General features: G+C 33.4%; 25 protein-coding genes, 1 tRNA gene and 1 pseudogene. 22 read left to right on the top strand and 5 right to left on the bottom strand.

From position 1 onward, the window contains the following. The first annotated feature begins 584 nt into the window (after positions 1-584). The 5 genes from BAU27_RS05025 (at position 585) to BAU27_RS05005 (ending at position 2,466) form a co-directional block, all read left to right on the top strand. On the top strand, positions 585-794 hold the full coding sequence (locus BAU27_RS05025) for a helix-turn-helix transcriptional regulator (RefSeq protein ID WP_071744701.1): 210 nt from the start codon (positions 585-587) through the stop codon (positions 792-794). A 2-nt stretch (positions 795-796) separates the two neighbouring features. Beyond that, complete coding sequence (locus tag BAU27_RS05020; RefSeq protein WP_071744702.1) at positions 797-1,174, top strand: permease; 378 nt, start codon at positions 797-799, stop codon at positions 1,172-1,174. A gap of 28 nt (positions 1,175-1,202) precedes the next feature. Beyond that, positions 1,203-1,385: a DUF3976 domain-containing protein gene (locus BAU27_RS05015; RefSeq protein ID WP_001178300.1), complete on the top strand. Its 183-nt coding sequence runs from the start codon at positions 1,203-1,205 to the stop codon at positions 1,383-1,385. Between the two features lie 134 nt (positions 1,386-1,519). Then, positions 1,520-1,882 (top strand): hypothetical protein, encoded by a 363-nt coding sequence (locus tag BAU27_RS05010; protein WP_071744703.1) that lies wholly within the window; start codon positions 1,520-1,522, stop codon positions 1,880-1,882. Between the two features lie 38 nt (positions 1,883-1,920). Further along, positions 1,921-2,466 (top strand): hypothetical protein, encoded by a 546-nt coding sequence (locus BAU27_RS05005; protein ID WP_071744704.1) that lies wholly within the window; start codon positions 1,921-1,923, stop codon positions 2,464-2,466. Positions 2,467-3,103: 637 nt separating this feature from the next. Here the strand turns inward: BAU27_RS05005 and BAU27_RS05000 are convergent. Further along, complete coding sequence (locus BAU27_RS05000; protein ID WP_071770260.1) at positions 3,104-3,859, bottom strand: sulfotransferase family 2 domain-containing protein; 756 nt, start codon at positions 3,857-3,859, stop codon at positions 3,104-3,106. 544 nt (positions 3,860-4,403) lie between these two features. Here BAU27_RS05000 and BAU27_RS04995 point away from each other — a divergent pair. The 7 genes and pseudogenes from BAU27_RS04995 to BAU27_RS04960 all read left to right on the top strand — a co-directional run. Continuing rightward, positions 4,404-5,564, top strand: a complete 1,161-nt coding sequence (locus tag BAU27_RS04995) for a DegT/DnrJ/EryC1/StrS family aminotransferase (RefSeq protein ID WP_254797936.1) — start codon at positions 4,404-4,406, stop codon at positions 5,562-5,564. Between the two features lie 3 nt (positions 5,565-5,567). Then, on the top strand, positions 5,568-6,140 hold the full coding sequence (locus BAU27_RS04990; RefSeq protein WP_071770259.1) for a GNAT family N-acetyltransferase: 573 nt from the start codon (positions 5,568-5,570) through the stop codon (positions 6,138-6,140). Between the two features lie 11 nt (positions 6,141-6,151). Continuing rightward, on the top strand, positions 6,152-7,063 hold the full coding sequence (locus BAU27_RS04985) for a glycosyltransferase family 2 protein (RefSeq protein WP_071770258.1): 912 nt from the start codon (positions 6,152-6,154) through the stop codon (positions 7,061-7,063). 45 nt (positions 7,064-7,108) lie between these two features. Next, positions 7,109-8,032, top strand: a complete 924-nt coding sequence (locus tag BAU27_RS04980) for a glycosyltransferase family 2 protein (protein ID WP_071770257.1) — start codon at positions 7,109-7,111, stop codon at positions 8,030-8,032. A gap of 13 nt (positions 8,033-8,045) precedes the next feature. Beyond that, the gene (locus BAU27_RS04975; RefSeq protein ID WP_071770256.1) at positions 8,046-8,810 is read left to right on the top strand and encodes a glycosyltransferase family A protein; all 765 of its coding nucleotides are present in this window, start codon (positions 8,046-8,048) and stop codon (positions 8,808-8,810) included. 1,575 nt (positions 8,811-10,385) lie between these two features. Beyond that, entirely contained in the window at positions 10,386-11,015 is a 630-nt protein-coding gene (locus BAU27_RS04965) for a DUF1796 family putative cysteine peptidase (RefSeq protein ID WP_071770254.1), read from the top strand. Between the two features lie 194 nt (positions 11,016-11,209). Further along, positions 11,210-11,635 (top strand): annotated as a pseudogene (locus tag BAU27_RS04960) (site-specific integrase); the annotation flags it as partial. Positions 11,636-11,732: 97 nt separating this feature from the next. On the opposite strand, the gene BAU27_RS04955 reads toward BAU27_RS04960, so the two are convergent. Next, a tRNA-Val gene (locus BAU27_RS04955) sits at positions 11,733-11,805 on the bottom strand. A 193-nt stretch (positions 11,806-11,998) separates the two neighbouring features. Next, a complete protein-coding gene (locus BAU27_RS04950) occupies positions 11,999-12,214 on the bottom strand; it encodes a hypothetical protein (protein WP_044741019.1) in 216 nt (71 codons plus the stop codon). A 281-nt stretch (positions 12,215-12,495) separates the two neighbouring features. Between BAU27_RS04950 and BAU27_RS04945 the strand changes: the two genes are divergently transcribed. From BAU27_RS04945 to calY, 6 genes are all read left to right on the top strand, one after another. Further along, positions 12,496-12,723, top strand: a complete 228-nt coding sequence (locus BAU27_RS04945; protein ID WP_000251863.1) for a hypothetical protein — start codon at positions 12,496-12,498, stop codon at positions 12,721-12,723. Positions 12,724-12,878: 155 nt separating this feature from the next. Then, positions 12,879-14,165, top strand: coding sequence for a D-alanyl-D-alanine carboxypeptidase family protein (locus BAU27_RS04940; protein WP_071770253.1), 1,287 nt, complete (start codon positions 12,879-12,881; stop codon positions 14,163-14,165). A gap of 201 nt (positions 14,166-14,366) precedes the next feature. After that, the gene (gene sipW / locus BAU27_RS04935; RefSeq protein ID WP_071744719.1) at positions 14,367-14,936 is read left to right on the top strand and encodes a signal peptidase I SipW; all 570 of its coding nucleotides are present in this window, start codon (positions 14,367-14,369) and stop codon (positions 14,934-14,936) included. A 67-nt stretch (positions 14,937-15,003) separates the two neighbouring features. Then, entirely contained in the window at positions 15,004-15,594 is a 591-nt protein-coding gene (locus tag BAU27_RS04930) for a TasA family protein (protein WP_071744720.1), read from the top strand. 155 nt (positions 15,595-15,749) lie between these two features. Then, positions 15,750-16,562, top strand: coding sequence for a DUF4047 domain-containing protein (locus tag BAU27_RS04925; protein WP_071770252.1), 813 nt, complete (start codon positions 15,750-15,752; stop codon positions 16,560-16,562). A 437-nt stretch (positions 16,563-16,999) separates the two neighbouring features. Further along, on the top strand, positions 17,000-17,593 hold the full coding sequence (gene calY, locus BAU27_RS04920) for a biofilm matrix protein CalY (protein WP_071744722.1): 594 nt from the start codon (positions 17,000-17,002) through the stop codon (positions 17,591-17,593). A 76-nt stretch (positions 17,594-17,669) separates the two neighbouring features. On the opposite strand, the gene BAU27_RS04915 is transcribed toward calY, so the two are convergent. Together BAU27_RS04915 and BAU27_RS04910 are read right to left on the bottom strand one after the other, a co-directional pair. After that, positions 17,670-17,993: a helix-turn-helix domain-containing protein gene (locus tag BAU27_RS04915; protein WP_071744723.1), complete on the bottom strand. Its 324-nt coding sequence runs from the start codon at positions 17,991-17,993 to the stop codon at positions 17,670-17,672. Positions 17,994-18,072: 79 nt separating this feature from the next. After that, positions 18,073-18,207, bottom strand: coding sequence for an anti-repressor SinI family protein (locus tag BAU27_RS04910; RefSeq protein WP_002011474.1), 135 nt, complete (start codon positions 18,205-18,207; stop codon positions 18,073-18,075). Positions 18,208-18,548: 341 nt separating this feature from the next. On the opposite strand from BAU27_RS04910, the gene inhA1 reads away from it, so the two are divergent. From inhA1 to potB, 4 genes are all read left to right on the top strand, one after another. Continuing rightward, positions 18,549-20,936 (top strand): M6 family metalloprotease immune inhibitor InhA1, encoded by a 2,388-nt coding sequence (inhA1, locus tag BAU27_RS04905; protein WP_071744724.1) that lies wholly within the window; start codon positions 18,549-18,551, stop codon positions 20,934-20,936. Positions 20,937-21,107: 171 nt separating this feature from the next. Further along, positions 21,108-22,475 carry an aldehyde dehydrogenase gene (locus tag BAU27_RS04900; RefSeq protein ID WP_071744725.1) on the top strand — a complete coding sequence of 456 codons (1,368 nt, stop codon included), beginning with the start codon at positions 21,108-21,110 and terminating at the stop codon, positions 22,473-22,475. A 236-nt stretch (positions 22,476-22,711) separates the two neighbouring features. Beyond that, on the top strand, positions 22,712-23,695 hold the full coding sequence (gene potA, locus BAU27_RS04895; protein WP_071770251.1) for a spermidine/putrescine ABC transporter ATP-binding protein PotA: 984 nt from the start codon (positions 22,712-22,714) through the stop codon (positions 23,693-23,695). Then, on the top strand, positions 23,692-24,540 hold the full coding sequence (gene potB, locus BAU27_RS04890; RefSeq protein WP_071744727.1) for a spermidine/putrescine ABC transporter permease PotB: 849 nt from the start codon (positions 23,692-23,694) through the stop codon (positions 24,538-24,540). The genes potA and potB overlap by 4 nt, the downstream gene beginning before the upstream one ends. Positions 24,541-24,543: the final 3 nt, after the last annotated feature.

Here is a 24,543-nt window from a genome sequence, read left to right as displayed (position 1 = left end):
TATATTTGGTATACCTACATTAACAACTATAATTGTTGCATTTAAATATAAGTAAAATTGTTAGAATGTTTCGATAAATATTAGTTTGAATTATGTATATTGAAATAATAAGCGCTTTCATTGATATTATACAACAATATAACGGAATATAGTATAAAAAATAAAAAATTATGAATTTAGCGTAAACTTTATTTCGATAGTGTTAAATATCGAAAGGAAAATGAAGGATTTCTACAAAAAAAGTGGCTAAACATAAAAAATGCTTCATAAACCGTTAGTTTCTATAAATATGGCGAAAAACAACGTAAAAACAATAGCGCATTTCATCTAATAAGGAGAAGAATGAAATAGTTTAAAAGGATAAAACAAATATGGAGATATTAAATTTTCACAAAAGTGGGGAGGAGATATAGTAAAGGATATATACATTGTTCCATGTTTCATTTCAAAATAGACAGGATTAAGTTGAAAAAGTTTCTTCTATATAAATAGAATGAAAAATAATCGGAATATATGTAAAGGATACTTGACGTAAAGTTTCCTTTACATATATACTCGGTATAAGGAAGGAGGGAGAAATTTCCTTGGAAAATAAAATGGTCGAATACCGAAAAAAATTCGGACTATCTCAAGAAAAATTGGCTGAGAAACTTGGAGTTTCCAGACAAACCATCATTTCAATTGAAAAAGGGAAATATGATCCATCACTTCCGTTAGCATTTGAAATAGCGAAAACATTTCAAACAACGATAGAATATGTGTTCATTTATGAGGGAAAAGAAGGGGAGGAGTAAAGATGAACTATTCACAAAAGTACTTTGTTATTATGGGAATTATTTTTCTGTTTATGAGTGGATTTATGATATTAGCAGGTATAATGACGCATTCTGCACCGCCAATTCCAACTTATACCGTGCTTGCAATGATGATTATGTGTTTCTGCCTAAGCTACTTGCACCCGCAATTTAAAGAAAAAGACGAGCGAATGAAACTCATTCGTTACAAGGGAATGTTCTTCAGCTTTTTTGCGCTAACAGCATACTATCTTCTTTTCTCGATTGGCTTAAACTTAAAAGTAATTACACTATCTGCGGTTGAACTACTGAACATACTTATGGCACTTACGATGAGTACAGTTTTTATCTCATTTGTTGTTTTATCAAAAAGATATTAAGATGGAAGAGAGAAAGGAAGATTAATATATGCAAATGATGTATGCTTTTGGCATTGGGCTTGTATTATTTTTAGCCGTATTCTTATTTATTCGTAAAGACGTTCAAGGTGGGACGTTAACGAAAAGAGGCTTTTATAAAATGATCGGCTGTTTAGTTGTTATGTTTATAGCGATTATCGTAATGATCGTTTTAATAAATCAGTCACTATAGAATTTAAAAATGGAACCTTACTTTTGTAAGGTTTTTCTTTTTTGAAAATAAAACAAAAATTACCATAAAACCCATTTACCATCTATTCTCTGTATTATATAATCCAATAAAATGATAGGTAAGGAGAATAGTATATGAATAAAAAAGCTATCTTCTTTATAGCGGTATGTCTACTACTTATAGCTAGTGTTACTTACATAATATGTAACAAACGAGAACAAGTGCCACCTATGTTAGTATGGGAGGGCCAGGAATACTACGTTACGAATGAACCTGTCAAAGCAGAAGCAGTCGGACAAAAGCTTGGCGAAGTGACAAAGAAAATTGAAACAAGCAAACAACCTACTAAAAATAGGGAATCCAACATATTACAAGAGAAAACAGAAATATTTGAAATGATTTTAGAAGAAGAGGATGAAAGGCGGCCGATACTCGTAAAAGAACCTAATAGTGAAGAATATAGAATAGCAAGGCTGATGTTAAAACAAGTACTATAAAATGAAGAAACAAATTTGTAATAGAGAGTAGTGGCGTTATGAGATGGAAAGTAGGAACGTTTGAAAAAATAGAAACGAATGACCCATCTATTGAGCAATTAATACATACATTCAAAGAACAAAACCTAAATGGCGGTGCGGTTATAAGCTGTTTTAAAGTAAATAACGAAAATTTTTTCAAAGAAATACCGCGTGGAGAAGATGGACACAAGCGTTTTTTCAGAAGAATCTTTAACTCTTTAGATATAATCAATAACTTAGAAGCGTTAAAAATACATACATCAGAAAAATATAAGTGTCGTTTTAAAGAGCGTCAGGCAGTCATGCTTGATGGTAGTATTGCCACTCAAATTTTGTGCGGCGGAGCATATGTAGAATTTCAAGAACGACCAGTTGTCGCCAAGCAATTAGCGGTTAATTTATGTCAATACATGTTCCAAGATCGATATGAGGATATTAAAGCATTCGAAAGCTACCGTCCTTGGACAGATTGGTTTTACGGTATTGCGTGGGATACAACTTGGATGGTATTAGATAGTAAGGAGCATAAAATGTGGTTAATCTGTGCTACGGATTCGGATTGAAAGATAAAGGGCCTGGTAGGAATACTACAAGGCTCTTTATCTTTTGGAGAAGAATGGAAAATGGATCGTATAAATGTTATATTAAAAAACATTTGTAATGTAAGTTTTATACTATTGTATGCTGACGATAACTTAAAAGAATTATTGTTTGCGAATGTGAAATTTTTGGATAAGATGTTTGGTAGGAAGTGACTCGAAACGAAAAGACACTTTAGAGAGTGTCTTTTCGTTTTTTTGTAATTAGTAAGTACGTAGTGTTTCGCTCAAATCACTAGTTTCTATAAGTAATAGTGAGCAGTCAAAGAGGTATGGAAAAACATATAACCTTTAAGAATAGCTCTAGGGAATTAATAACCGGATATATAATATAAAGGTGATGGAGTGCGAAAAGATGTTTTGTTCACTAATAACTAAGGGTTTGTGTTGTGGGAAGTGCGATTTGAAAAGCATACCAATTAAGCTGTTTATATAAGTAAATCAAATGTGTAAAAGAAATTAATTGTTTCTAAAATGGACTAATTATACAAGTGTATTAAATTTTTCTAGAGATAGTTTACTGTACTCGTATTTTCCTAAAAAGGTTAATTATCTTAGACATTCTTTTTGGAGTGTTAATGAGTTTGTTATATTCTACATTTTATATAAAGGGTGAAAAATGATGTAATTCGTTTCTTTGGGATTCGCTTAATGATTTAATCTTTTTATTTAATAAATCCTTTGCGAATTCGTATAATTCTAAATCTAAATTATTATCATTATTTATCTGTATTATTAATTCATTAGGTATTGATTTTATTATGGAGGGGGCTATAAAACTATTTAATTTATTGTATTTTAAATCTTTCCAATTAAAATGGTTTTTCATTAAAAACAAAGATTCTTTATACATATCTGTAATTCCGACTAAAACAAAATGATCTATTATGTTTTTTTTCGCAATATTTAAATTTGGGATATCTGTTCCAGATAAACATAGAGTTTGATGATTACAAACATAGAGTTTATGTTTAATAAATTGTTCAAACGTTAATTCAGAATTTATCCAATTATTTCGTTTGTAATGATGGTATTGAGAAAATATTCTATCCACAGGTTTTCTTAACATAGAAATATAAGTGATATTTCTTGAATGATTTATTTGAGGTAATAGTTGCCCCTCTATTTCATCATATTTCATACCGAAACTATAATGACCACTAATAGCTTTAGCGCTATATATATGATCTTTAAGCAGGTTTATTATTTGCTCCTTATTATTAAGAGGCCCAATGGTTTTATGTGCATACATAAATAATGAATGAGCACCATACTGTGTGTCTAAAATATCTCTTAATGTTGTACCACCAGTTTTAGCAATATGAATAAAAATAATTAATTCGTTATTCGAAGTCAAAAGTCAACCCCCCGTATATAAATTTAATACTAATATGATATGCACCAATTAGAGGTATGAGGGGCGGTGAATACCTAGTATACACAAATTGTAAGTATGAAAAATATTTGAGTAAAGCTGTGTGATAAAGAGGGGATTCGAATAGCACGTATTGTTAAACGGTTTGATTACGGGAAAAATATACAAAATAAAAGGGGCTGATTTAATTTTGGTGAGTTTCTTCATCTGTAACAGAAAAAGGAAATTTATGTACGTGCATGCTTGGGACAATAACTGCTAAAAGAGCGTAGTAAAATTGAAGAGCGATTTAGTAGCCTCGAACATTCACGTTAGTTTAGGAAAAATCACTATTTATTATAGGTACATTTGTTTTTTGATTTACAACATTACATATTAAATTTAGTTTTGTAGATTATTTTTCGTTATTTTCCTTTTGGGCGAATCCTGTAGAACTTAGATTAAAACACATGAAAAAGTAGTGATAATAAATAATATGGAGCATAAAATATTTCTCCCTTAAATACAATTAGGAGGGAGATGGAAAATGTTTAACAAGGAGGAAGAAATGTCTATACAATTATTTGTGCCACGGTTTGAAGTCGCAGAATGTTTGGAAGAGATTCGAGAATGTTTAGAAAAAGGATGGACGGGATTTGGATATAAAACAATAGAATTAGAAAGTGCGTGGAAAAAGTACACTGGTTTTTCGCATGCACATTTTGTAAATTCGGCAACTGCGGGTCTTCATTTGGCTGTTAAAGTATTAAAACTATTAAATAATTGGCAAGATGATGATGAAGTCATCTCTACACCATTAACTTTTGTTTCTACAAATCATGCAATTGCCTATGAGAAAATGAAGATTGTATTTGCAGATGTGGATAATCATCTTTGCCTGGATCCTAAAAGCGTAGAAAAAAAAATTACAGATAAAACAAGAGCGATTATGTTTGTAGGTATTGGGGGAAGTACAGGACAATATGAAGAGATTGTCCAATTGTGTAAAAAATATAATTTACGTTTAATTCTTGATGCAGCACATATGGCAGGTACAAGGCTGCACGGTAAAATTCCAGGTGCGGATGCGGACGCGGTTGTTTATTCATTTCAAGCGGTAAAAAATTTACCCACAGCTGATTCAGGAATGATATGTTTTCGAGAGAATGAATGTGATAATTTAGTTAGAAAACTTACATGGCTAGGGATTGATAAAACAACCTATGAGCGTATGGGAGACACTGGAGCTTACAAGTGGTTATATGAAGTAGACCATTTAGGTTATAAATATCATGGGAACTCTATTATGGCAGCTATAGGGTTAGTGCAATTGAGATATTTAGATCGAGATAATGCGTATCGTAGGCAATTAGCTGAGTGGTATGATGAAGAATTTGCTAAACACAGTGCCTATATTAATAGAATTCCTCTTCCAAGAGGATGTGAAAGTTCTCGACATTTATATATAATACGTGTGAAAAATCGTAATGAATTATTACTGGCATTAAATCAGGTAAATATATATCCAGGGGTTCATTATCGGGATAATACTGAATATTCTTTGTATTCTTATGGTGAAAATTCTTGTCCAGTAGCCCATAAAATGGCAGGAGAAATCATTTCTCTTCCTCTTCATTTACATTTAACCAAAATAGACATTGGTTATATTTGTGAGCAAGTTATTAATTACATGAAGGGAGGAAATTAGTGAATGTCTGTTAGTTTAATAGAAAATAATGTTTTATGCTTAAGAGAAATTCAAAAAAATGATATAGAACAAATTAGAATATGGAGAAATCAAGAGGATACGAGAAAATATTTCCACCAAAATAGTACTATTGACTCTCAAGAACAAGAAGAGTGGTATAAACGTTACCAAAAGAAAAGCGATGATATTATGTTTATTATAGTACTGAAAACGCAACATAAGGAATCCATTGGTACAACAGCTCTATACCATATTGATTTAGACAAAAAGATGGCGGAATTTGGTCGGTTAATGATTCCACAAAAAAATATGAAGGGTAGAGGATTTGGAAAACAGGCCACGATTTTGACATGTATTTATGGTTTTGAGGTATTAAAACTAAACTCTTTACATTTAAGTGTATTGGCTCATAATCAAAAAGCGATTCAAATATATAATCAGATTGGTTTTAAAGAGGAAACTAGAACGAATGATATTCTTTATATGAATGTTGGGAAAGAAGAATTTTTTCAAGTAAATAAAAATTTAATAGGGTTTGAAATGCTCTTCAAAAGAGAAAAAAAAGAAATTGAATGAGGGAGTATATCATGTCGAGAAATCAAATGCCCCTAGTGAGTGTCTTAATACCAACATATAATCGCCCAAAATACTTTCAGATTGCGTTGGAAAGTGTCATAAAGCAAACATATAAAAATATTGAAATTATTGTTACAGATGATAGTACAAATGATGAAACATATAAGTGTATACAGCCGTACTTGGGTGAATATCAGAATATTTTTTATTATAAGAACTCGAATACGATTGGTGGTGCTCACAATTTTATTCATGCATTTGAAAAAAGCAATGGAGAATACATAAACTTTCTAATGGATGATGATGTATTTGCTCCAAATAAGATTGAAATGATGCTAGCATATTTTTTAGAAGATTATGCACATGAAATTACATTAATTACTTCGTATCGGTCATTTATTGATGAGAATGGGAATAGCATTCCAGATACAATCCATAATCAAAAGAAGTTTCAACAAATTACTGCTTTAGATGGGAAGCAAGCTGGTAACAGTATAATTTCAGAGTTTAATTGGATAGGAGAGCCCACTACCCCTTTATTCCGAAAGAAAGATTTAACAGAACCATTCGGTGTTTTTTCTGGAAGATTATATCGCTCTGGCGTCGATTTAGTAGCATGGCTCAATTTATTGTCAAAAGGAAAGTTATTATATATACCAGAACCATTAAGTAGTTTACGTTTACATGCAAATAATATTAGTAAATCTCCTCATATGATCTTAAATGCATTACAAGATTTAATGCATCTTATATATCATGCGAAAAAATATTCTTATTTAGAGGAAGAATGTGAATATAAAAAAGCTATTAAAAACATTTATAAATTCCTATGGCTGGTTAAAAGACAGGTCAATTTTAATGAGGACCAAAATCGGGAGATAAATTATTATGCCCTCCTTTTTCGACAAATATTCCGAAAATAAATATTACGATATGTTATTTATAAGTGTAGAAAGGGGTGTGAAATATTGCCTTTACCATTGGTTAGTGTTTTAATCCCAACATATAATCGCCCAAATTACTTTAAGGAAGCTTTAAAGAGTGTACTCGCTCAGGATTATCAGAATATTGAAATTATTATTTGCGACGATAGTACGAATGATGAAACGTATTTAATAACGGCTCCTTTAGCAAATTCTTTCCCGCATATTCGTTACTATAAAAATAATGAAAATTTAGGTGGTATACGAAATTTTCAATCTGCTTTTCTACGTGCGAGAGGTGAATATGTTAATTTTTTAATGGACGATGATCTTTTTCACCCTCAGAAAATTAGTGAGATGATGCGCTATTATTTGCAAGATCATGAACAGAAAATAAAACTAATAACATCTTATAGGCAACCGATAGATGGAAAAGGAAATTTTATTCCGGATTTCGAGTTTACAAGGAAAAGATATGTATCTCCTACTACTATAGATGGAATAGAAGCTGGAACTTCTATGATTATAGATAGTAATTGGATAGGAGAACCTACTACACCATTGTTTAGGAAAAAAGATTTACAAGGAGCATTTGGCACATTTCATGGACATCAGTATCATTCTGCAGTTGATATGGCTTCTTGGTTAACATTATCAGCTCAAGGGAGTGTACTATATATCCCTGATACACTTAGTTATTTACGAATGCATGAAGACAATATCGGGAAAAATATAAATATGAAATTTTATTCTGCGCATGACTGGTTTCATATGATATTTTTTGCTCCACGCCGAGGGTTTTTAGGGGATCCAAAGCAATTAATGGGAAGTGCGAAAGGATGTCTTAAATATATTCTATGTATTTATGAGGCGTTTTCTAATGAGTATGATGAAGCGAAAAAACGCACTTTAAAATTTTATGCGATGTGCTTAATAAAGCGCATTAAGGAGTTATCCAAAACTATATAGGGGAGAGAAGAGAATGTTTACACATTCACCATTAGTTAGTATTTTGATCCCTGTAACTGAAAAAACTGCATATTTAAAAACTGCATTGATTAGTGCGTTATTTCAAACATATGATAACGTTGAAATTATTGTTAGAGATAACACTTCAACAAATGAAATACAGACAATGATAGAAAAGGAGTTTTTACTGCATTATAATAAGATAATTTATATAAAAAATGATAACCAAATGACAACTTTACAATTACTACAAAGTTTAATAGAAGATTCAAAGGGCCAGTATATTAATTTTTTACTTGAAAAAGACTCGTTCTATCCGACAAAGGTAGAAAAGATGATGGAGTATTTTTTATCTGACTTATTGAATACGATTCAATTAGTTACTTCTTCACAGCTACAAATTGATAAAAATGAACAATTGATCCAAAACTCAAGTGTGAATAAGTATTTTTTAAATGATATAAAAGTAAGTGGCGTAGAATGCGGAAATGCAATATTACAAAGGCAAAATTGGATTGGTGGACTATCAGCTCCTTTATTAAAAAAAGAAGGATTAAGTGAACCTTTTGGGTATCTTAAGGATCAACCGTTTTCTCTTGAATATACAATAGCAACGTGGTTGTCCGTCTTAACAAAAGGGTCGGTTATATATATATCAGATGAATTGAGTTTTGAAAGGGAGTTCCAAGAGCAGACTATAGCAGATGTGGATATAGCACGAGAAAATGAATGGGAGAAATTGCTTTTGTTCGCAAAGCAGTTAGGTTATTTAAAATAGGTTATGATGCAAAGAGGATCCAAAAGAAAAATGGTACTGTTTATGTATGTATAAATTTTAATGATTATATGAAGCAATTAATGAAGTGAGGCTTTATAACCAGTAAGGGGTTTGTTATAAAAATAAAAGAGAATAAAGTATATATTCCTAATGAAAACGTATCTTATACTGTAAGTCCAAGTAATTAAGGGTTAACAACTTTAATTCTTTCTGATTTTTTACAATCTTAACACAAAATCGTTATTGAATTAAGAAGATTTTAGATTATAAAGCAAATAAAGGAATACAAGGCTTAACTGGTCCAGAGAAAGTCTTGTATCCTATATTTTTAATATTTTTTTATTAGAAATAAATAATATAGATAAATATTATTTTTTAATTAAGTAATGTAAATGAAAAATAGTGTACAAAGTTTTTTGTGCACTGTCATAACACGGCTGTTTCTAGTTGTGTTAGCATATGTACACTTCATAAAATAGTGAACAGATTAAATAGAAGTTTTAATTTAATAGAGCAACCTTTGAGGATGCTCTAATGACCAACACTCTTATTGTAAAAGAATATGTGATATCGTATGTGTTTTTCAAAAGGTGTGAATTATTTGAAGCAAAAATTAATTTGACACAACAAAGCAGCTAGTTTAACTAAATACATATTATACAAAAGAAATTAGGCCCTACAAGTAATGATGTGTAACTTTAAGTTACTTTTTATGTATTTGTACCAGAACCAAATTCAAAGTGAGATATTTATTTGCACTTTTAAAGTCCAACATCCTTTTTGCAATCCAACGTATAATGCCATGAGCATTTATAACATAGATTTGTTTAAGTCATCAATAAGAAAAACCAAAGCTAATCACCTCCTATGGAAAGTATCTATAGGAGGTGATTGTATGAATGAATAATTTTTTATTTGTAAACCATTAGCTATCCTAATAACTCTTAAAGGGATAATGACAGGGTTCTTGCTATGAACCGCAAAGTAAACACTTCAAATCATATAAAATAAGTGAATTTGTTACCAAAAACCATCATTTTTGTAACGAACATTAGCTATTTTGATAGTGATTGATTTCAATGGAAGGAAGTATTACCAAATACTTTTACCAAAAGATGCCCCTGTACATTAACAGGCAGTAAGAACCCTACTTCAAAATTGATTATCTAGATCAATTGGTGTTGGTAAAATCATGATAATAGATGGTTCTTAATTCTACTGTGTGTTTTAACCTTACTTTGTGTTCTATGAAAACTAAGCTGTCACTAGCTCATTTAAGAACATTTAATAGAATATTGAATAAAATGTATTACTAGTTATTTATAAATTGGCAGTTAATAAAATTTAAAAGAGGTTATAAATAATGATATATGGTGAATTAATAACCTGGAGAGAATATCGTGAGGGGATAATATTTGAAATTCTTTGTGGAAATAGTATGGTAGAAATTTTTAGTAATAAATATTCAATTGTTAATTTTGAACACATAAATGGGGAGAGATATGTATTATTTGATACATCAACAAAAAAAGTTTTCATTATTTAAATATAAAATAGTTTAGGAGGAAATAAATAATGAAATTAATAGATATTCAACAAAATTATGATGCTATTTTTAGTTTAGGTAATCAATGCTTTGTAGCTGGAAAATTAAATCATTATAATTTAAGACCATATGCAGGTGTAATAGATTGGATGATATCATTTTCTTTAACGGGTGTAATTCATTTATTACAAAATAAATTTGAAGGTTTTATGGAAAAGGAAACAATGAAATTTGATGGTTATCATGCTTATGGAACTAAATTATTATTAACAGATATAAGATATAATATAAAATCTGCACATGATTTCTCAGTAGAAGAAAATACTCCAGAGAACTGGGTTACGTATCCAGAATTCAAAATAAAAATCAATCGAAGAATAGAAAGATTTTTAAATAAATTACAAACATCTAATATAATTTTATTTGTTCGAATTGGCGGTACTTATGAAGAAGCGGAATTATTAGAAAAAACTTTATCTAGTATGATACCAGGTGAATTTCGAATTTTAATTTTAAATCCGATATCTGAACATAAAGTAATTGAATATAATTGGAATTTACAATATACATGTAGCATAGGGATTCCTATGGATGGAAATCAAAATCATGAAATATGGGATCAAATATTTACGGGAGTGACACATAAGGAAGAAGGATAAAATGAGGCGACAAATTCACTACTCACAAACCTTCTGGTGGTTGTCAAACTGCCCACCATCCCTCAAACAATGAGGAAGGGGGCAGTTTCTTTATGAATAAATTTACTTTGGAAGACAAAATGAATGCAGCAATACACTATCAAGATGGAATTGAGAGTATAAAAGATATTGAGAAATCATTGGGAGCGAATTGCGATGGAAAGACGTTTTCCATTGGAGGAAAGACGAAATCAAGTTAAAGAAAAATACTACTACCTGTATCAACAGTAGTAGCAAAGCTAAAGAAACACAGAGCAGTTGTATTGAAGGAGAAGCTGAGCCAAGGTGAGGAATACCACGACAATGACTTGGTGATGTGTACTCCTTCTGGAACACCAATTAATCCTGCTAATGTTAGAAGAGGTTTAAACGTTCTGAGTCAGAAAGCAGCTGTGCCAAAGATTCGATTTCATGATTTACGTCATACACATGCAACTCTGTTATTAGCCAAAGGTGTAAATGTAAAAGTGATTTCTGAGCGGTTAGGTCATAGTAATATCAAAATCACATTAGATACTTACTCGCATGTATTGCCAACGATGCAAGAGGATGCAGTTAACAAAATAGAAGAGATTTTGTAGGGAATGTGACCAATTCTGTGACCACTGACTTTATAGAATATAAAGCAAACAAATAAAAACCGCATCAAACGTTAATTTGACACGGTTTTTAAAAGTATGACCCCGGAGAGGCTCGAACTCACGACCTCCACCCTGTCAAGGTGGCGCTCTCCCTGCTGAGCTACGGGATCTTTAAAAATGCTTATATAGTAGCATCTTTAATCATTATGCTAAAGCAATTATATATAATTAACTGAAATTTTACAATATTTTTATAGTAAGTTTTTAAAGAGGGAACATGTGCAAGTATATTAGTAGTGAATAAAGGGAGAATTAATAAGGAGAGAACTGAATAGAAAGTAGGTTTTGAATGTAGCGGTTATATTATTTTCGATATTTATCTAAAGGATTTTCGTCACTTAGATCAACAAGTAAAGGACATAAGAATAGCAAAGGTAAAGCGGCGTTAGCGTGATGAAAGGTATCATTAGACATATATTGCCGTCCGAAACAATACGGACAATCTTTTTCAAATGTTATGAGAAGTGACCATACATCTTTTACTTTCCACTTCGTTTTACAATACGTGCAACGCGCCATGGAGTTCCTCCTCATTTTAAGTTTTTTCTAGTATATTCTATTTTATTGTACTAAAGTCATATGTATTTGAAGTGATAAAATGTAAGTTGTTTTGTTTTTTATATGGATGTATTATGCAATTTATGACCAAATGAATGTAGTTTGAGAATTATATAATAATAGATTTTCATTTTCAGTATGCAATTTGGCCAATATATCCTTTTTACAATTTTCAAGAAATCATGTATAAATGAAGTACAAGATATTTATAAATATTCAGGAGTAGAGGGAGAATTATTGTAATGGTAAGAAAAACGTTCAAGATGCGTGTGTCTAGAAATAGAACGATTTCGATTAATGGATCGATCCTTGATGTGGATGTGACGCATGATGAGTTTTTGCAAGAGTTCGTTGAGTGGGTCGATTCTAAAGGTTGGTCGTTTATGGGTATGACGGATGAGATTACAGCCGAGGAAGCTGGTCAAAAGTTAATAGATTCGTTGATTGATGAGAAGGATAAGAAAGAGTAATTCCTTCTTATTTTTTGTTGTATATTTATGGTCCTCATCGTAAAAATGTGATATAGTAAAAAACAGTGAATATTCTTCCAATTTAATACAAATTACATATAGATTGGTAGAGCTATGTTATAAAATGTGAAAGTAAAGGAAAAAGGGAGAGTCATATGGTAAATTTTAAGAAAATTTCGGTTTTTGTTACGGTTATTTGTTTATTTTTTTTGACACCTATGACGTTATATGCTGAGACGAATATTGGAGTAAATCCGGAGCAAGTGGCACCGCCGCCTGCGGAAGGACCGAATGTTTTTAGTCAGTTTGCGACTACAATTGATGCAAAAACAGGAGATGTGTTGTACGACAAAAATGCACATCATCGTGCGTTCCCTGCTAGTATGACGAAAGTGTTAACGGCGATTTTACTGATGGAGCATACGAAGCCAGAGGATCAATTTACGTTTTCACAATTAGCATTAGATCAAGAGAAGAGTAATTATCAGATTGAGTTTCAACCTGGTGAGACTATTAATAGAAATACTGCACTTATGATTTTAATGGTGCTGAGTGCGAATGATGTGTCGTATGCGATTGCGGAGCGTATTGGAGGAAGTGTTGAAAATTTCGCGAATATGATGAATGAAAAGGCGAAACAATTAGGGGCGAAAGATAGCCATTTTGTAACGCCGAATGGGTTGCATGATCCAAATCATTATACGACGCCATATGATATGGCCATGATTACAAGAGGGGTGCAGAAATATCCTGAGATTTTACAAGCGATGAATACGAAAAGGACGACGGTTACGACGTCTAGCCAGACGGTGTCTATTTTTAATAAGTCTACTTATTTTGAAAATCCATATAGCATGGGTGGTAAAACAGGATTTACAAATGAAGCGCGCAATACGCTCGTTTTATTAAATGAGAAGGATGGTAATCGTATTATAAATGTAGTAATGGCTTCTCAAAGACCTGAAATTTATGAAGATTTGAAGCAGATGGCGGAATATTCTTTTGGGCAATTTACAAAGCAAACTGTACTAGATAAACATAGTTGGCATCAAAAGACAACGTATTTAAATAAAGATATTGATAGTGAACTTGAAAAAAGTGTAGAACTTATGCTTAAGAAAGATGAAGGGAAAAATGTGAGAACGACTTTCCGAGCCGCTTCATTAGATAAAGATTCGTTGTATCAGAAAGGAATCCACCGTGGTGAGGTAGTTGGTGCAGTTGATATTACGAAAAATAATCAAACAATTGCGACGATAAATGTTCTTTCAAAAGAAGATGTTACTTTTGCGATACCTGAAAAAGATACAGTTGAACCTGAAGTAAAGGGATCAAATGTGAAAGTGATAAGTGTTGGTGTAGGAGCGATTGTATTATTTGGAGCGATTTTATATGTAGTGCTGCGCCGAAATAACCAAGGGGTGAAATCAGAAGAGAAGTAAATAGCTAATATGGAGACTGTGATGAGATTTTGTCACGGTCTTTTTGCGTTAATATACCTCTTATAAATAACTAATAATTGTAAATTTTCTTATTGCATTCCTCTATCGTTCGTTATATTATTTAGTTGTGTTCTTGTTAAAGAACTAATATGGATATTGCATACTTCAAATAATATAAAACAACGGAGAGGGAGAGAGATGATGAAATTAATTTGGAAGGTAATTAGCAACGTTATCTCATTTGTTTTATTTGCGGTAATGGTTTGTTTAGCTTTTGTAGTTATTTCTTCAAAAGCGAGTGGTGGTGATCCAACAGTGATGGGATATCAATTTAAGAGCGTTTTGTCAGGATCGATGGAGCCAACATTTTTGACAGGGTCAATCATTGCGATAGAGCCAACGAAAGATGGTTCTAAATATCAAAAAGGTGATGTTATTACGTTTAAAGAGAAAGATAACAAAATTGTCACTCACCGTATTATCGGTGTGAAAGATATAAATGGAAAAGTAATGTATGAAACAAAAGGGGATAACAACAACGGACCAGATTTAGCACCAGTACTTGCAGAGAATGTAATCGGAAAATATGCAGATATTACAGTTCCATACCTTGGTTATGGATTGAATTATGCGAGTTCAAAAGCGGGAGCAGCATTACTTCTTATTATTCCAGGAGTCCTTTTGCTTTGCTATTCCGCGATTTCTATTTTTGGCGCTATTCGTAGCATCGACGGAGAAAAGAAAGATAAAAAAGTAGAACAATCCGTCTAGTTATCTTAGTTATAATTTCCTACTAGGAAATTAACAAATATATATATATATTATGGGAGATTTGGACATGACTTTAAAGAAAAAATTAGGGATGGGCATCGCATCAGCAGTACTAGGAGCAGCATTAGTTGGTGGAGGAACATTTGCATTCTTTAGCGATAAAGAAGTGTCAAATAATACATTTGCGTCTGGGACATTGGATTTAGCGCTGAACCCATCAACAATTGTGAAAGTGGATAATTTAAAACCAGGTGATACAATTGAAAAAGAGTTTACATTAGAGAATAAAGGTACATTAGATATTAAAAAAGTATTATTAAATACAGAGTATGATGTAGAAGATGTGAAGAAGGATAATAAGAGAGACTTTGGTGAAGACATTGAAGTAGTTTTCTTAAAAAATATTGATAAACAAGAGGACGTAATTAAGAGAATGACATTAAAAGAGTTGAAGAGTAAAACATTGACTGCTGCAGAAAATGATTTAGTAAGTTGGCTGTCGCCTGAGAAAGGTATTGAAGCAGGAACTAGTGATTCATTTAAAGTGAAATTCCACTTCATAAATAAAAATGAAGCTCAAAATGAATTCCAAGGTGATAAACTTCAATTAAAATGGACATTTGAGGCACAACAAGGCGATGGTGTGGAGAAGAAATAATCATACTGAAAAGAGACTATCAAAAGTAGTCTCTTTTTATGCTGAACGGGAAATGTAAAAAGAAACATAATTTATATTTCATTTTGTAATTCACTTTATTATAATAAAGATATAGTTCTTGATAAAGAACAAGTTGTTCGATAGGAGAGATTAAAATGCTGAAGACACCTCGCAAATTCAAAAAGATGCTTATATTGCCATGTTTGTGCTCTTTTACTTTTTATTTAGGTTCTCAAATGATAACTTATACCGAAGCAGCTTTCACTCATGAGACGAAAGTGCAGGCTACTATTTCTACAGCAAGTATTTTTCCAAAAACAGTTGATCAGTTAACAAATCAAGCTAATCAGCATAAGGAAGTTATTTTGCATGAGTATGAAGAGATGAAATCAAAATTAACTTTCACTTCCACTCAAGAGCTAGAACAGACACTTGCTACGTGGAAACAAGGACGTGAGAAAATTGTTGCGGAGAGAGAACTGTTACAAAAAGTATATGTATCAATAGAAAATCCGTATAACCAAGTGAAAGAAGAGTTAAAGGAAAATAAAAATGAATCCACTAAGCAAGTATTCTCTTATGTGAATGCTGGTTTTCATATAGTGAAAGAAAACTGTGAGTATGTTGATAAAGAGGTTAATTTACAGGTAATTGATAAACAAATTCAAGCCTTTGAGAAATTATTAGTAGATGAAACAGAAAAGCAAAAGAACCTAGAAGAGAGTAAGAAGCAGGAAGAAGCGAAAAAGCTAGAAGAGAGTAAGAAGCAAGAAGAAGCGAAAAAGCTAGAAGAAAGTAAGAAGCAAGAAGAAGCGAAAAAGCTAGAGGAAAGTAAGGGGCAAGAAGAAGCGAAAAAGCTAGAAGAGAGTAAGAAGCAAGAAGAAGCGAAAAAGCTAGAGGAAAGTAAGAAGCAAGAAGAAGCGAAAAAGCTAGAGGAAAGTAAGAAACAAGAAGAACAGAAGAAGTAGGAATAGCAAGTAAAATACAGCAGCATTTCGGAAGGTATAAATACAATCATAAGACAAATAGATGAGAGAGCCCTACTACTCATCTATTTGCTTTGTTTTTTTCGAAGGTATAAGGGCCAAAAAATTCAACGAATGCGAGGAAGTTAGTTGGCCGCACGCTATTTGGTGGAGGTTAATAATTAGTGGGGATGGACAAAAAACACTGATGAAAGTTTTATTTTATTTCTCAATAATTTTCTGGGAAAAATAAAAAATGTTGAGAAATAAAAATAATCAAAAAATATGTTGTGTTTATATAGTTTCGTTCGTTATAATGAACTTGAGGTTTTCAAAAAAGAACAAATATTAGCTAAGCTAATATAGTTTTAGTTACACCTCTTATTTGAAATAAGAAATAAGCATGTAAAAATACAAAAAATAGCTAGGGGGAATTTATTGTGAGTCTAAAGAAAAAATTAGGTATGGGAGTTGCATCAGCAGCACTGGGGTTATCTTTAATTGGTGGAGGAACATTCGCATTCTTTAGCGACAAAGAAGTGTCGAACAATACATTTGCAGCTGGGACGTTAGATCTTGCTTTAAACCCTAAAACAATCGTTGATATTAAAGACCTAAAGCCAGGGGATTCAGTTAAGAAAGAGTTCTTATTACAGAACAAAGGAACATTAGCTATTAAAGATGTTAAACTAGCGACAAAGTACAGCATTACAGATGCAAAAAACGATAATGCTGGTGAAGATTTTGGTAAGCACATTAAAGTGAAATTCATTTGGAACTGGGATAAGCAAAGTGAGCCTGTATATGAAACAACTTTAGCGGATTTACAAAATGCTGATCCTGATCTTGTAGCTAAAGATATATTTGCTCCAGAGTGGGGTGAAAAAGGTGGCTTAGACGCTGGATCAGAAGACTATCTATGGGTACAATTTGTATTCGAAGATGATGGTAAAGATCAAAATAAATTCCAAGGCGATTCATTGAACTTAGAATGGACATTCAACGCAAGCCAAACAGATGGCGAAGAAAAATAATAAATCAAAAGCGGGTATCCCCCGCTTTTTTTTATAAAGAAAAAGAAGTGCCGTTTTAAGCACTCCTTACTATGTATTATTTTTGGTTTTTCTTCCATTGTGTAAACTCGAGAAATTCACGAAACTGTTCTTTTGAGACACCAGAGCTCATCGCATCTTTAACGAGCTGTGTCCATTCGGAGTCTAGATGACTTTCCGTAGTTGTTTCATCGTGAAGTAAAGTATCAACTGGAATTTGTAGAACTGTTGCGATTTTTTCAAGAAACTGAATGGAAGGGTTTTGTTGTAAATTTCGTTCTATAGAACTAATGTAAGATTTAGCAACACCAGCTTTTTCGGCAAGTTCTGTTAGTGAAATACCTTTTTGTAAACGAAGGCGTTTTATACGTTCTCCTATCATATTTGCGCACCTTTCTATCAATATGTAGTCGTCTTATGATGTCATTATTATAACATAAAATTCGTTAAAAAGAACGAGGCTATTGAGCCTGGCTCGTATGCTTCATACGTTGAAAAAAGTGTTCAATATCTTGCAGGGCAATGCCAGCATCTAGAGCTTCAAGTATTAAATCAATCCATTCTTGATCTAGTGAGTCAGCCTTATCTTTGTACAAGTGTAATTCCTCCCTAATTATTGGTCATAATTGCTGCTACATAGTAGACGATAATTAACCGACTTTTATATTTTATGTGTCAAATTATCGAATATTGTGTAGATGAAACAAAGATAAAATCCCCATTAAATTCCCTCTATGGAAAGTATAAGGTTTTCGTCAAAACTTTTCAATATTTTCAGAAAACATTGTTGAATCATGATATATTCGTATATTAACTATGAAATTTTTACAAATATATTAAAAAAATTACATAATATAACTAAATATTGAAAAAATATTGAATTTTTAATAAAATTTAATTTGTAATACATATTTTATATTAGGGGAGGAAATAAGGGATGAAAAAGAAACCATTTAAAGTGTTATCATCAATTGCTTTGACAGCTGTTCTAGGCTTGTCACTTGGTGCTGGAAGTCAGCCTACATATGCTGAAACGCCGGAGAACAAGACAGCTACAAGTCCAGTTGATGATCATTTAATCCCAGAAGAGAGATTAGCAGATGCACTGAAAAAACGTGGGGTAATTGGTTCATCTGCTTCAGAGACAGAAACAAAGAAAGCTGTTGAGAAGTATGTAGAGAAGAAAAAGGGAGAAAATCCTGGAAAAGAAGCGACAAATGGGGACCCACTTACGAAAGAAGCATCTGACTTTTTAAAGAAAGTGAAAGATGCAAAAACAGATACGAAAGAAAAATCAGAGCAACCAGCAAACGGGACTGCAACAGGAACAAGTCCAGTTAGAGGCGGCTTAAATGGGAAAGTGCCAACTTCACCTGCTAAACAAAAAGAATATAACGGTGAAGTTCGTAAAGATAAAGTACTTGTTTTGCTTGTAGAGTACGCTGATTTCAAACATAACAATATTGATAAAGAGCCTGGTTACATGTATTCCAACGACTTTAATAAAGAACACTATGAAAAAATGTTATTCGGTAACGAGCCGTTTACACTAGATGATGGAAGTAAAATTGAAACGTTTAAACAATATTATGAAGAGCAATCAGGTGGTAGTTACACAGTGGATGGAACAGTTACAAAATGGTTAACGGTTCCTGGTAAAGCAGCTGATTACGGTGCTGATGCTGGTACAGGTCATGATAATAAAGGACCAAAAGGACCACGTGATCTAGTAAAAGATGCATTAAAAGCAGCTGTAGATAGCGGACTTGACTTATCACAGTTTGATCAGTTTGATCAATACGATGTAAATGGTGATGGAAATAAAAATCAACCGGACGGTTTAATTGATCACTTAATGATTATTCATGCGGGCGTTGGACAAGAAGCTGGCGGGGGGAAATTAGGTGATGATGCAATTTGGTCACATCGCTGGACAGTTGGACCAAATCCATTCCCAATCGCAGGTACACAAGCGAAAGTTCCATATTGGGGCGGAAAGATGGCAGCATTCGACTACACAATTGAACCAGAAGATGGCGCAGTTGGTGTATTCGCACATGAATACGGCCATGATTTAGGTCTTCCAGATGAGTATGATACACAATATAGCGGTCAGGGTGAGCCGGTTGAAGCTTGGTCTATTATGAGTGGCGGTAGCTGGGCTGGTAAAATTGCAGGAACAACACCTACAAGTCTTTCACCACAAAATAAAGAGTTTTTCCAAAAAACAATCGGTGGTAACTGGGCGAATATCGTAGAAGTAGATTACGAGAAATTAAATAAAGGTATCGGTCTAGCAACATACTTAGACCAAAGTGTTACGAAGTCAGATCGTCCAGGTTTGATTCGTGTTAACTTACCAGATAAAGAGGTAAAAGGAATTCAGCCTGCATTTGGTAAACAGTATTACTACAGCACAAAAGGTGATGACCTTCATACAACGATGGAAACGCCACTATTCGATTTAACGAAAGCAACGACTGCAAAATTCGATTATAAGTCATTGTATGAAATCGAAGCAGAGTACGATTTCCTTGAAGTACACGCTGTAACAGAAGATGGACAAAAAACGTTGATTGAAAGAATTGGTGAGAAAGCAAATAGTGGAAATGCAGCTACGACAAATGGAAAATGGGTTGATAAATCATATGATTTAAGTCAATTCAAAGGTAAGAAAGTGAAACTAGTATTTGAATATATTACAGACGGTGGATTGGCGTTAAATGGATTTGCACTTGATAATGCGTCACTAACTGTAGATGGAAATGTTGCATTCTCTGATGATGCAGAAGGTACACCACAATTCAAATTGGACGGTTTCGTTGCATCTAACGGAATGGATAAGAAAAAGCATAACTACTATGTAGAGTGGAGAAACTATGCGGGTTCAGATAACGCATTGAAATTTGCTCGCGGTCCAGTATATAACACTGGTATGGTTGTATGGTATGCGGATTCAGCTTACACAGATAACTGGGTTGGCGTACATCCAGGACATGGTTTCCTTGGTGTAGTTGACTCTCATCCAGAAGCAATTGCAGGAACTTTAAATGGCAAACCAACATTTAAGAGCAGTACGCGATTCCAAATTGCTGATTCGGCGTTCTCATTCGACAAAACGCCAGCTTGGAAAGTTGTATCTCCAACGCGTGGAACATTCGTATACGATGGATTACCAGGAGTACCGAAGTTTGATGACTCTAAAAAGTATATTAATGAGCAAATTCCAGATGCAGGACGTATTTTACCGAAGCTTGGTCTGAAGTTTGAAGTAGTAGGACAAGCTGATGATAACTCTGCAGGTGCTGTTCGTTTATATCGTTAATACAGTAAAACTACCGAGAGAATTTCTTTCGGTAGTTTTTTTGTGAGCAATGAATTTTATATAGCTGGAAAAGTCATATATAATGTAACTTTACGAATAGAAATTTGTTACATATGAAGTCTATATAAATAATGAAAGAATTGGATAAAAATAGTGGGAGAAGGTGAGTGAATGAGTATTTCCTCTATTGTAAATAAACAAAAGGAATATTTTTACAAAGGGCATACAAGAAGTGTAGAAACGAGAAAGAATAGTTTGAAGAAGCTTTATGAAGGAATTCAGCGTTTTGAGGATGAGATTTTTCAAGCATTGAAATTGGATTTGAATAAATCAGTTCACGAATCATTTACAACAGAAATTGGATATGTACTAAAAGAGATTTCGTTTCAAATGAAGCACATTTCCTCTTGGAGTAAGCCAAAGCGAGTTCGAACAGCACTGACTCATTTTGGATCAAAGGGGAAAGTAGTGCCAGAACCGTATGGTGTGACGCTTATTATCGCACCGTGGAACTATCCGTTTCAGTTAGCAATTGCACCACTTGTAGGAGCATTGGCAGCCGGAAATACAGTCGTTTTAAAGCCGTCAGAGTTAACACCAAACGTTTCAAATGTGCTTACGAGAATGGTAGAAGAATTATTCCCAGAAGAGCTTGTATCGGTAGTAGAAGGCGGTGTTGAGGAAAGCACTGCACTTTTAAAGGAGCCGTTTGATTATATTTTCTTTACAGGTAGTGTTGGTGTTGGAAAAGTTGTGATGGAAGCAGCGTCGAAAAATTTAACGCCTCTTACGTTAGAGCTTGGCGGGAAAAGTCCATGTATTGTGCATAAAGATGCGAAGCTAGATGTAACTGCAAGACGTATCGTTTGGGGCAAGTTTTTAAATGCTGGGCAGACGTGTGTGGCACCTGATTATATGTACGTTCATTCTTCAGTGAAAGAACAGCTAATCGAGGCATTACGGCATGAAATCACGGAGCAATATGGAAAAGAGCCTTTACAAAATGACAATTACGTAAGAATTGTGAGTGAGCGTCATTTTGAACGTTTATGTACATTTTTGCAAGACGGTAAACCTGTGATTGGCGGGGATTATAAGAAAGCAACATTGCAAATTGAGCCGACAGTGTTAACGAATGTTACATGGGAAAGTGCTGTTATGGAAGATGAAATATTCGGACCGATTTTACCAATTATAGAATATGAAAAAATTGAAGAGGTAATTGAAACGATTCAACAGCATCCAAAGCCATTAGCGCTATATGTATTTTCTGAAGATAAAGAAGTGCAAAAGAAAGTGACGAGTAATATTTCATATGGCGGAGGCTGTATTAATGATGTTGTCTATCATCTTGCAACGCCATATTTACCTTTTGGGGGCGTTGGGAGCAGTGGGTTAGGTAGCTATCATGGTGAACAAAGTTTTCGGACTTTTTCCCATTATAAAAGCATTTTGTCCCAATCTACAGCATTCGATATGAAAATTCGTTACTCTTCTACAAAAAGTGCTTTAAAATTCATACGAAAGTTGTTAAAATGATGATGGTGTTTATCAGTAGGCGTAGCCGTATGATAAAAACCCCTTCGCAACTGAAGGGGTTTTTCTGTTCGACATATGTATCATGCGAAAATGAATCAAACATACTACATAAAGAATAGAAGAGAACGCTGCTAAACAACCATTTTTGTTTGGATCGAAACAAAAAATAGTCTATAGAACATAAATATTTATTCATGAATATAAAAATTAAAATTTAAGGTAGATAGGACGGGAAAATGAAAAAGATTATTAAAGTTGAAGCAGTAGAAAAACATTTTGGAAATCAAGTGATTATCCCCCCTCTTTCTTTAGATATTAAAGAAGGAGAATTTTTAACAATTTTAGGACCGAGTGGTTGCGGGAAAACGACTTTACTTCGTATGATCGCAGGATTTGAAACGCCAACTAAAGGGAATCTTTTATTAGATGATGAAAAGATTAACGATTTGCCGCCATACAAGCGTCATATGAATTTAGTGTTCCAACATTACGCACTATTCCCACATATGAATGTTGAAAAAAATATTTGTTTCGGTATGAAAATGCAAAAAGTATCAGTAGCAGAGCAGAAAGAACGTGCGGAAGAGGCAATGCGTTTAACGCAGTTACTTGAGTTCCGTAATCGTAAACCTTCGAAGCTTTCTGGTGGACAGCAGCAACGTGTAGCAATTGCAAGAGCAATTGTAAACAACCCACGTGTCTTACTATTAGATGAGCCACTTGGAGCGCTTGACTTTAAGTTAAGAAAAGATTTGCAACGTGAATTGAAAAACTTACAACGTAATTTAGGAATTACGTTCATATATGTAACGCACGATCAAGAAGAAGCGATGAGTATGAGTGATCGTATTGTCGTTATGAATAAAGGGCATATCGAACAAGTCGGCACGCCTAAAGAAATTTACAATCAACCGAAAACATTGTTTGTTGCGACGTTCATCGGTGAAAATAATATCGTGAAAAATGGGGAAAACTACGTAGCAGTTCGCCCTGAAAATGTAAAAGTTCGCTCGGTTGAAGAGCCAATTTTAAAAGAATACCACCTTGGACATATTGAAGATATTGAATTTGTTGGAAATATGGAAAAGCTATATGTACGTGAGGAGAAAACAGCAGAATTACTAATGGCATACCAAACTGCTGAAGAAGCAACGCAGTGGAGCATTGGGGATAATGTATATGTAGGCTGGGAGCAAGAGGACGAGGTGACCTTAAATTGAAGAAAGGGAAATTACTCGCATTACCTACAGTCGTATGGCTGTTACTCTTCTTCCTAATTCCACTGCTGTTCGTATTAGCATTTGCCTTCATGCAGCGCGGAGCATACGGGACAGTGGAGATGAAATTTACATTAGATAACATAGCGCGTGTGTTTGATCCATTATATATGGGGACGTTATGGGAAACAGTGAAGATAGCTGTTATTACTACAGTAATATGTTTATTAATCGGTTATCCATTTGCCTATACAATTACAATTGTTGATCGTAAATATCGTTCTATCCTTCTATTATTGGCAACGATTCCGTTCTGGATTAACTTTCTTGTTCGTTCATACGCATGGATTGTTATTTTACGTTCACAAGGACTTGTAAACACATTGCTATTGAAACTAGGTATCATTAGTGAACCTTTAAATCTGCTATATAATACACCTTCTGTAATACTCGGAATGGTATATTCTTTATTACCATTTATGATTTTACCAGTGTATGCAGCAATTGAGCAGCTTGATAAGCGTAAGCTAGAGGCAGCTTATGATTTAGGAGCAACACCAGTAAAGGCATTTTGGAATGTAACAGTACCGATGACGATGTCAGGGATTACAACTGGTTCTATTTTAGTATTCGTTTCTTCTATCGGAATGTTTGTTGTATCAGACGTTATGGGTGGGTCGAAAGTAGCATTAATCGGAAACGTAATTCAAAACCAATTCTTAGGCTCACGTGACTGGCCGTTTGGTTCCGCGTTATCTATGATTGTTGTTCTATTCTCTGTTCTGTTAATTTACTTATATTATCGTGCAACGAAAGTATATAAATATGATGGAAACGGAGGGGAATAGGCA

Source organism: Bacillus sp. NH11B (genome assembly GCF_001884205.1).
Taxonomy (GTDB): Bacteria; Bacillota; Bacilli; order Bacillales; family Bacillaceae_G; genus Bacillus_A; species Bacillus_A proteolyticus.
The sequence above is the reverse complement of the archived record's forward strand: the minus strand, read 5'-3'. Positions and strand labels throughout refer to the sequence as shown.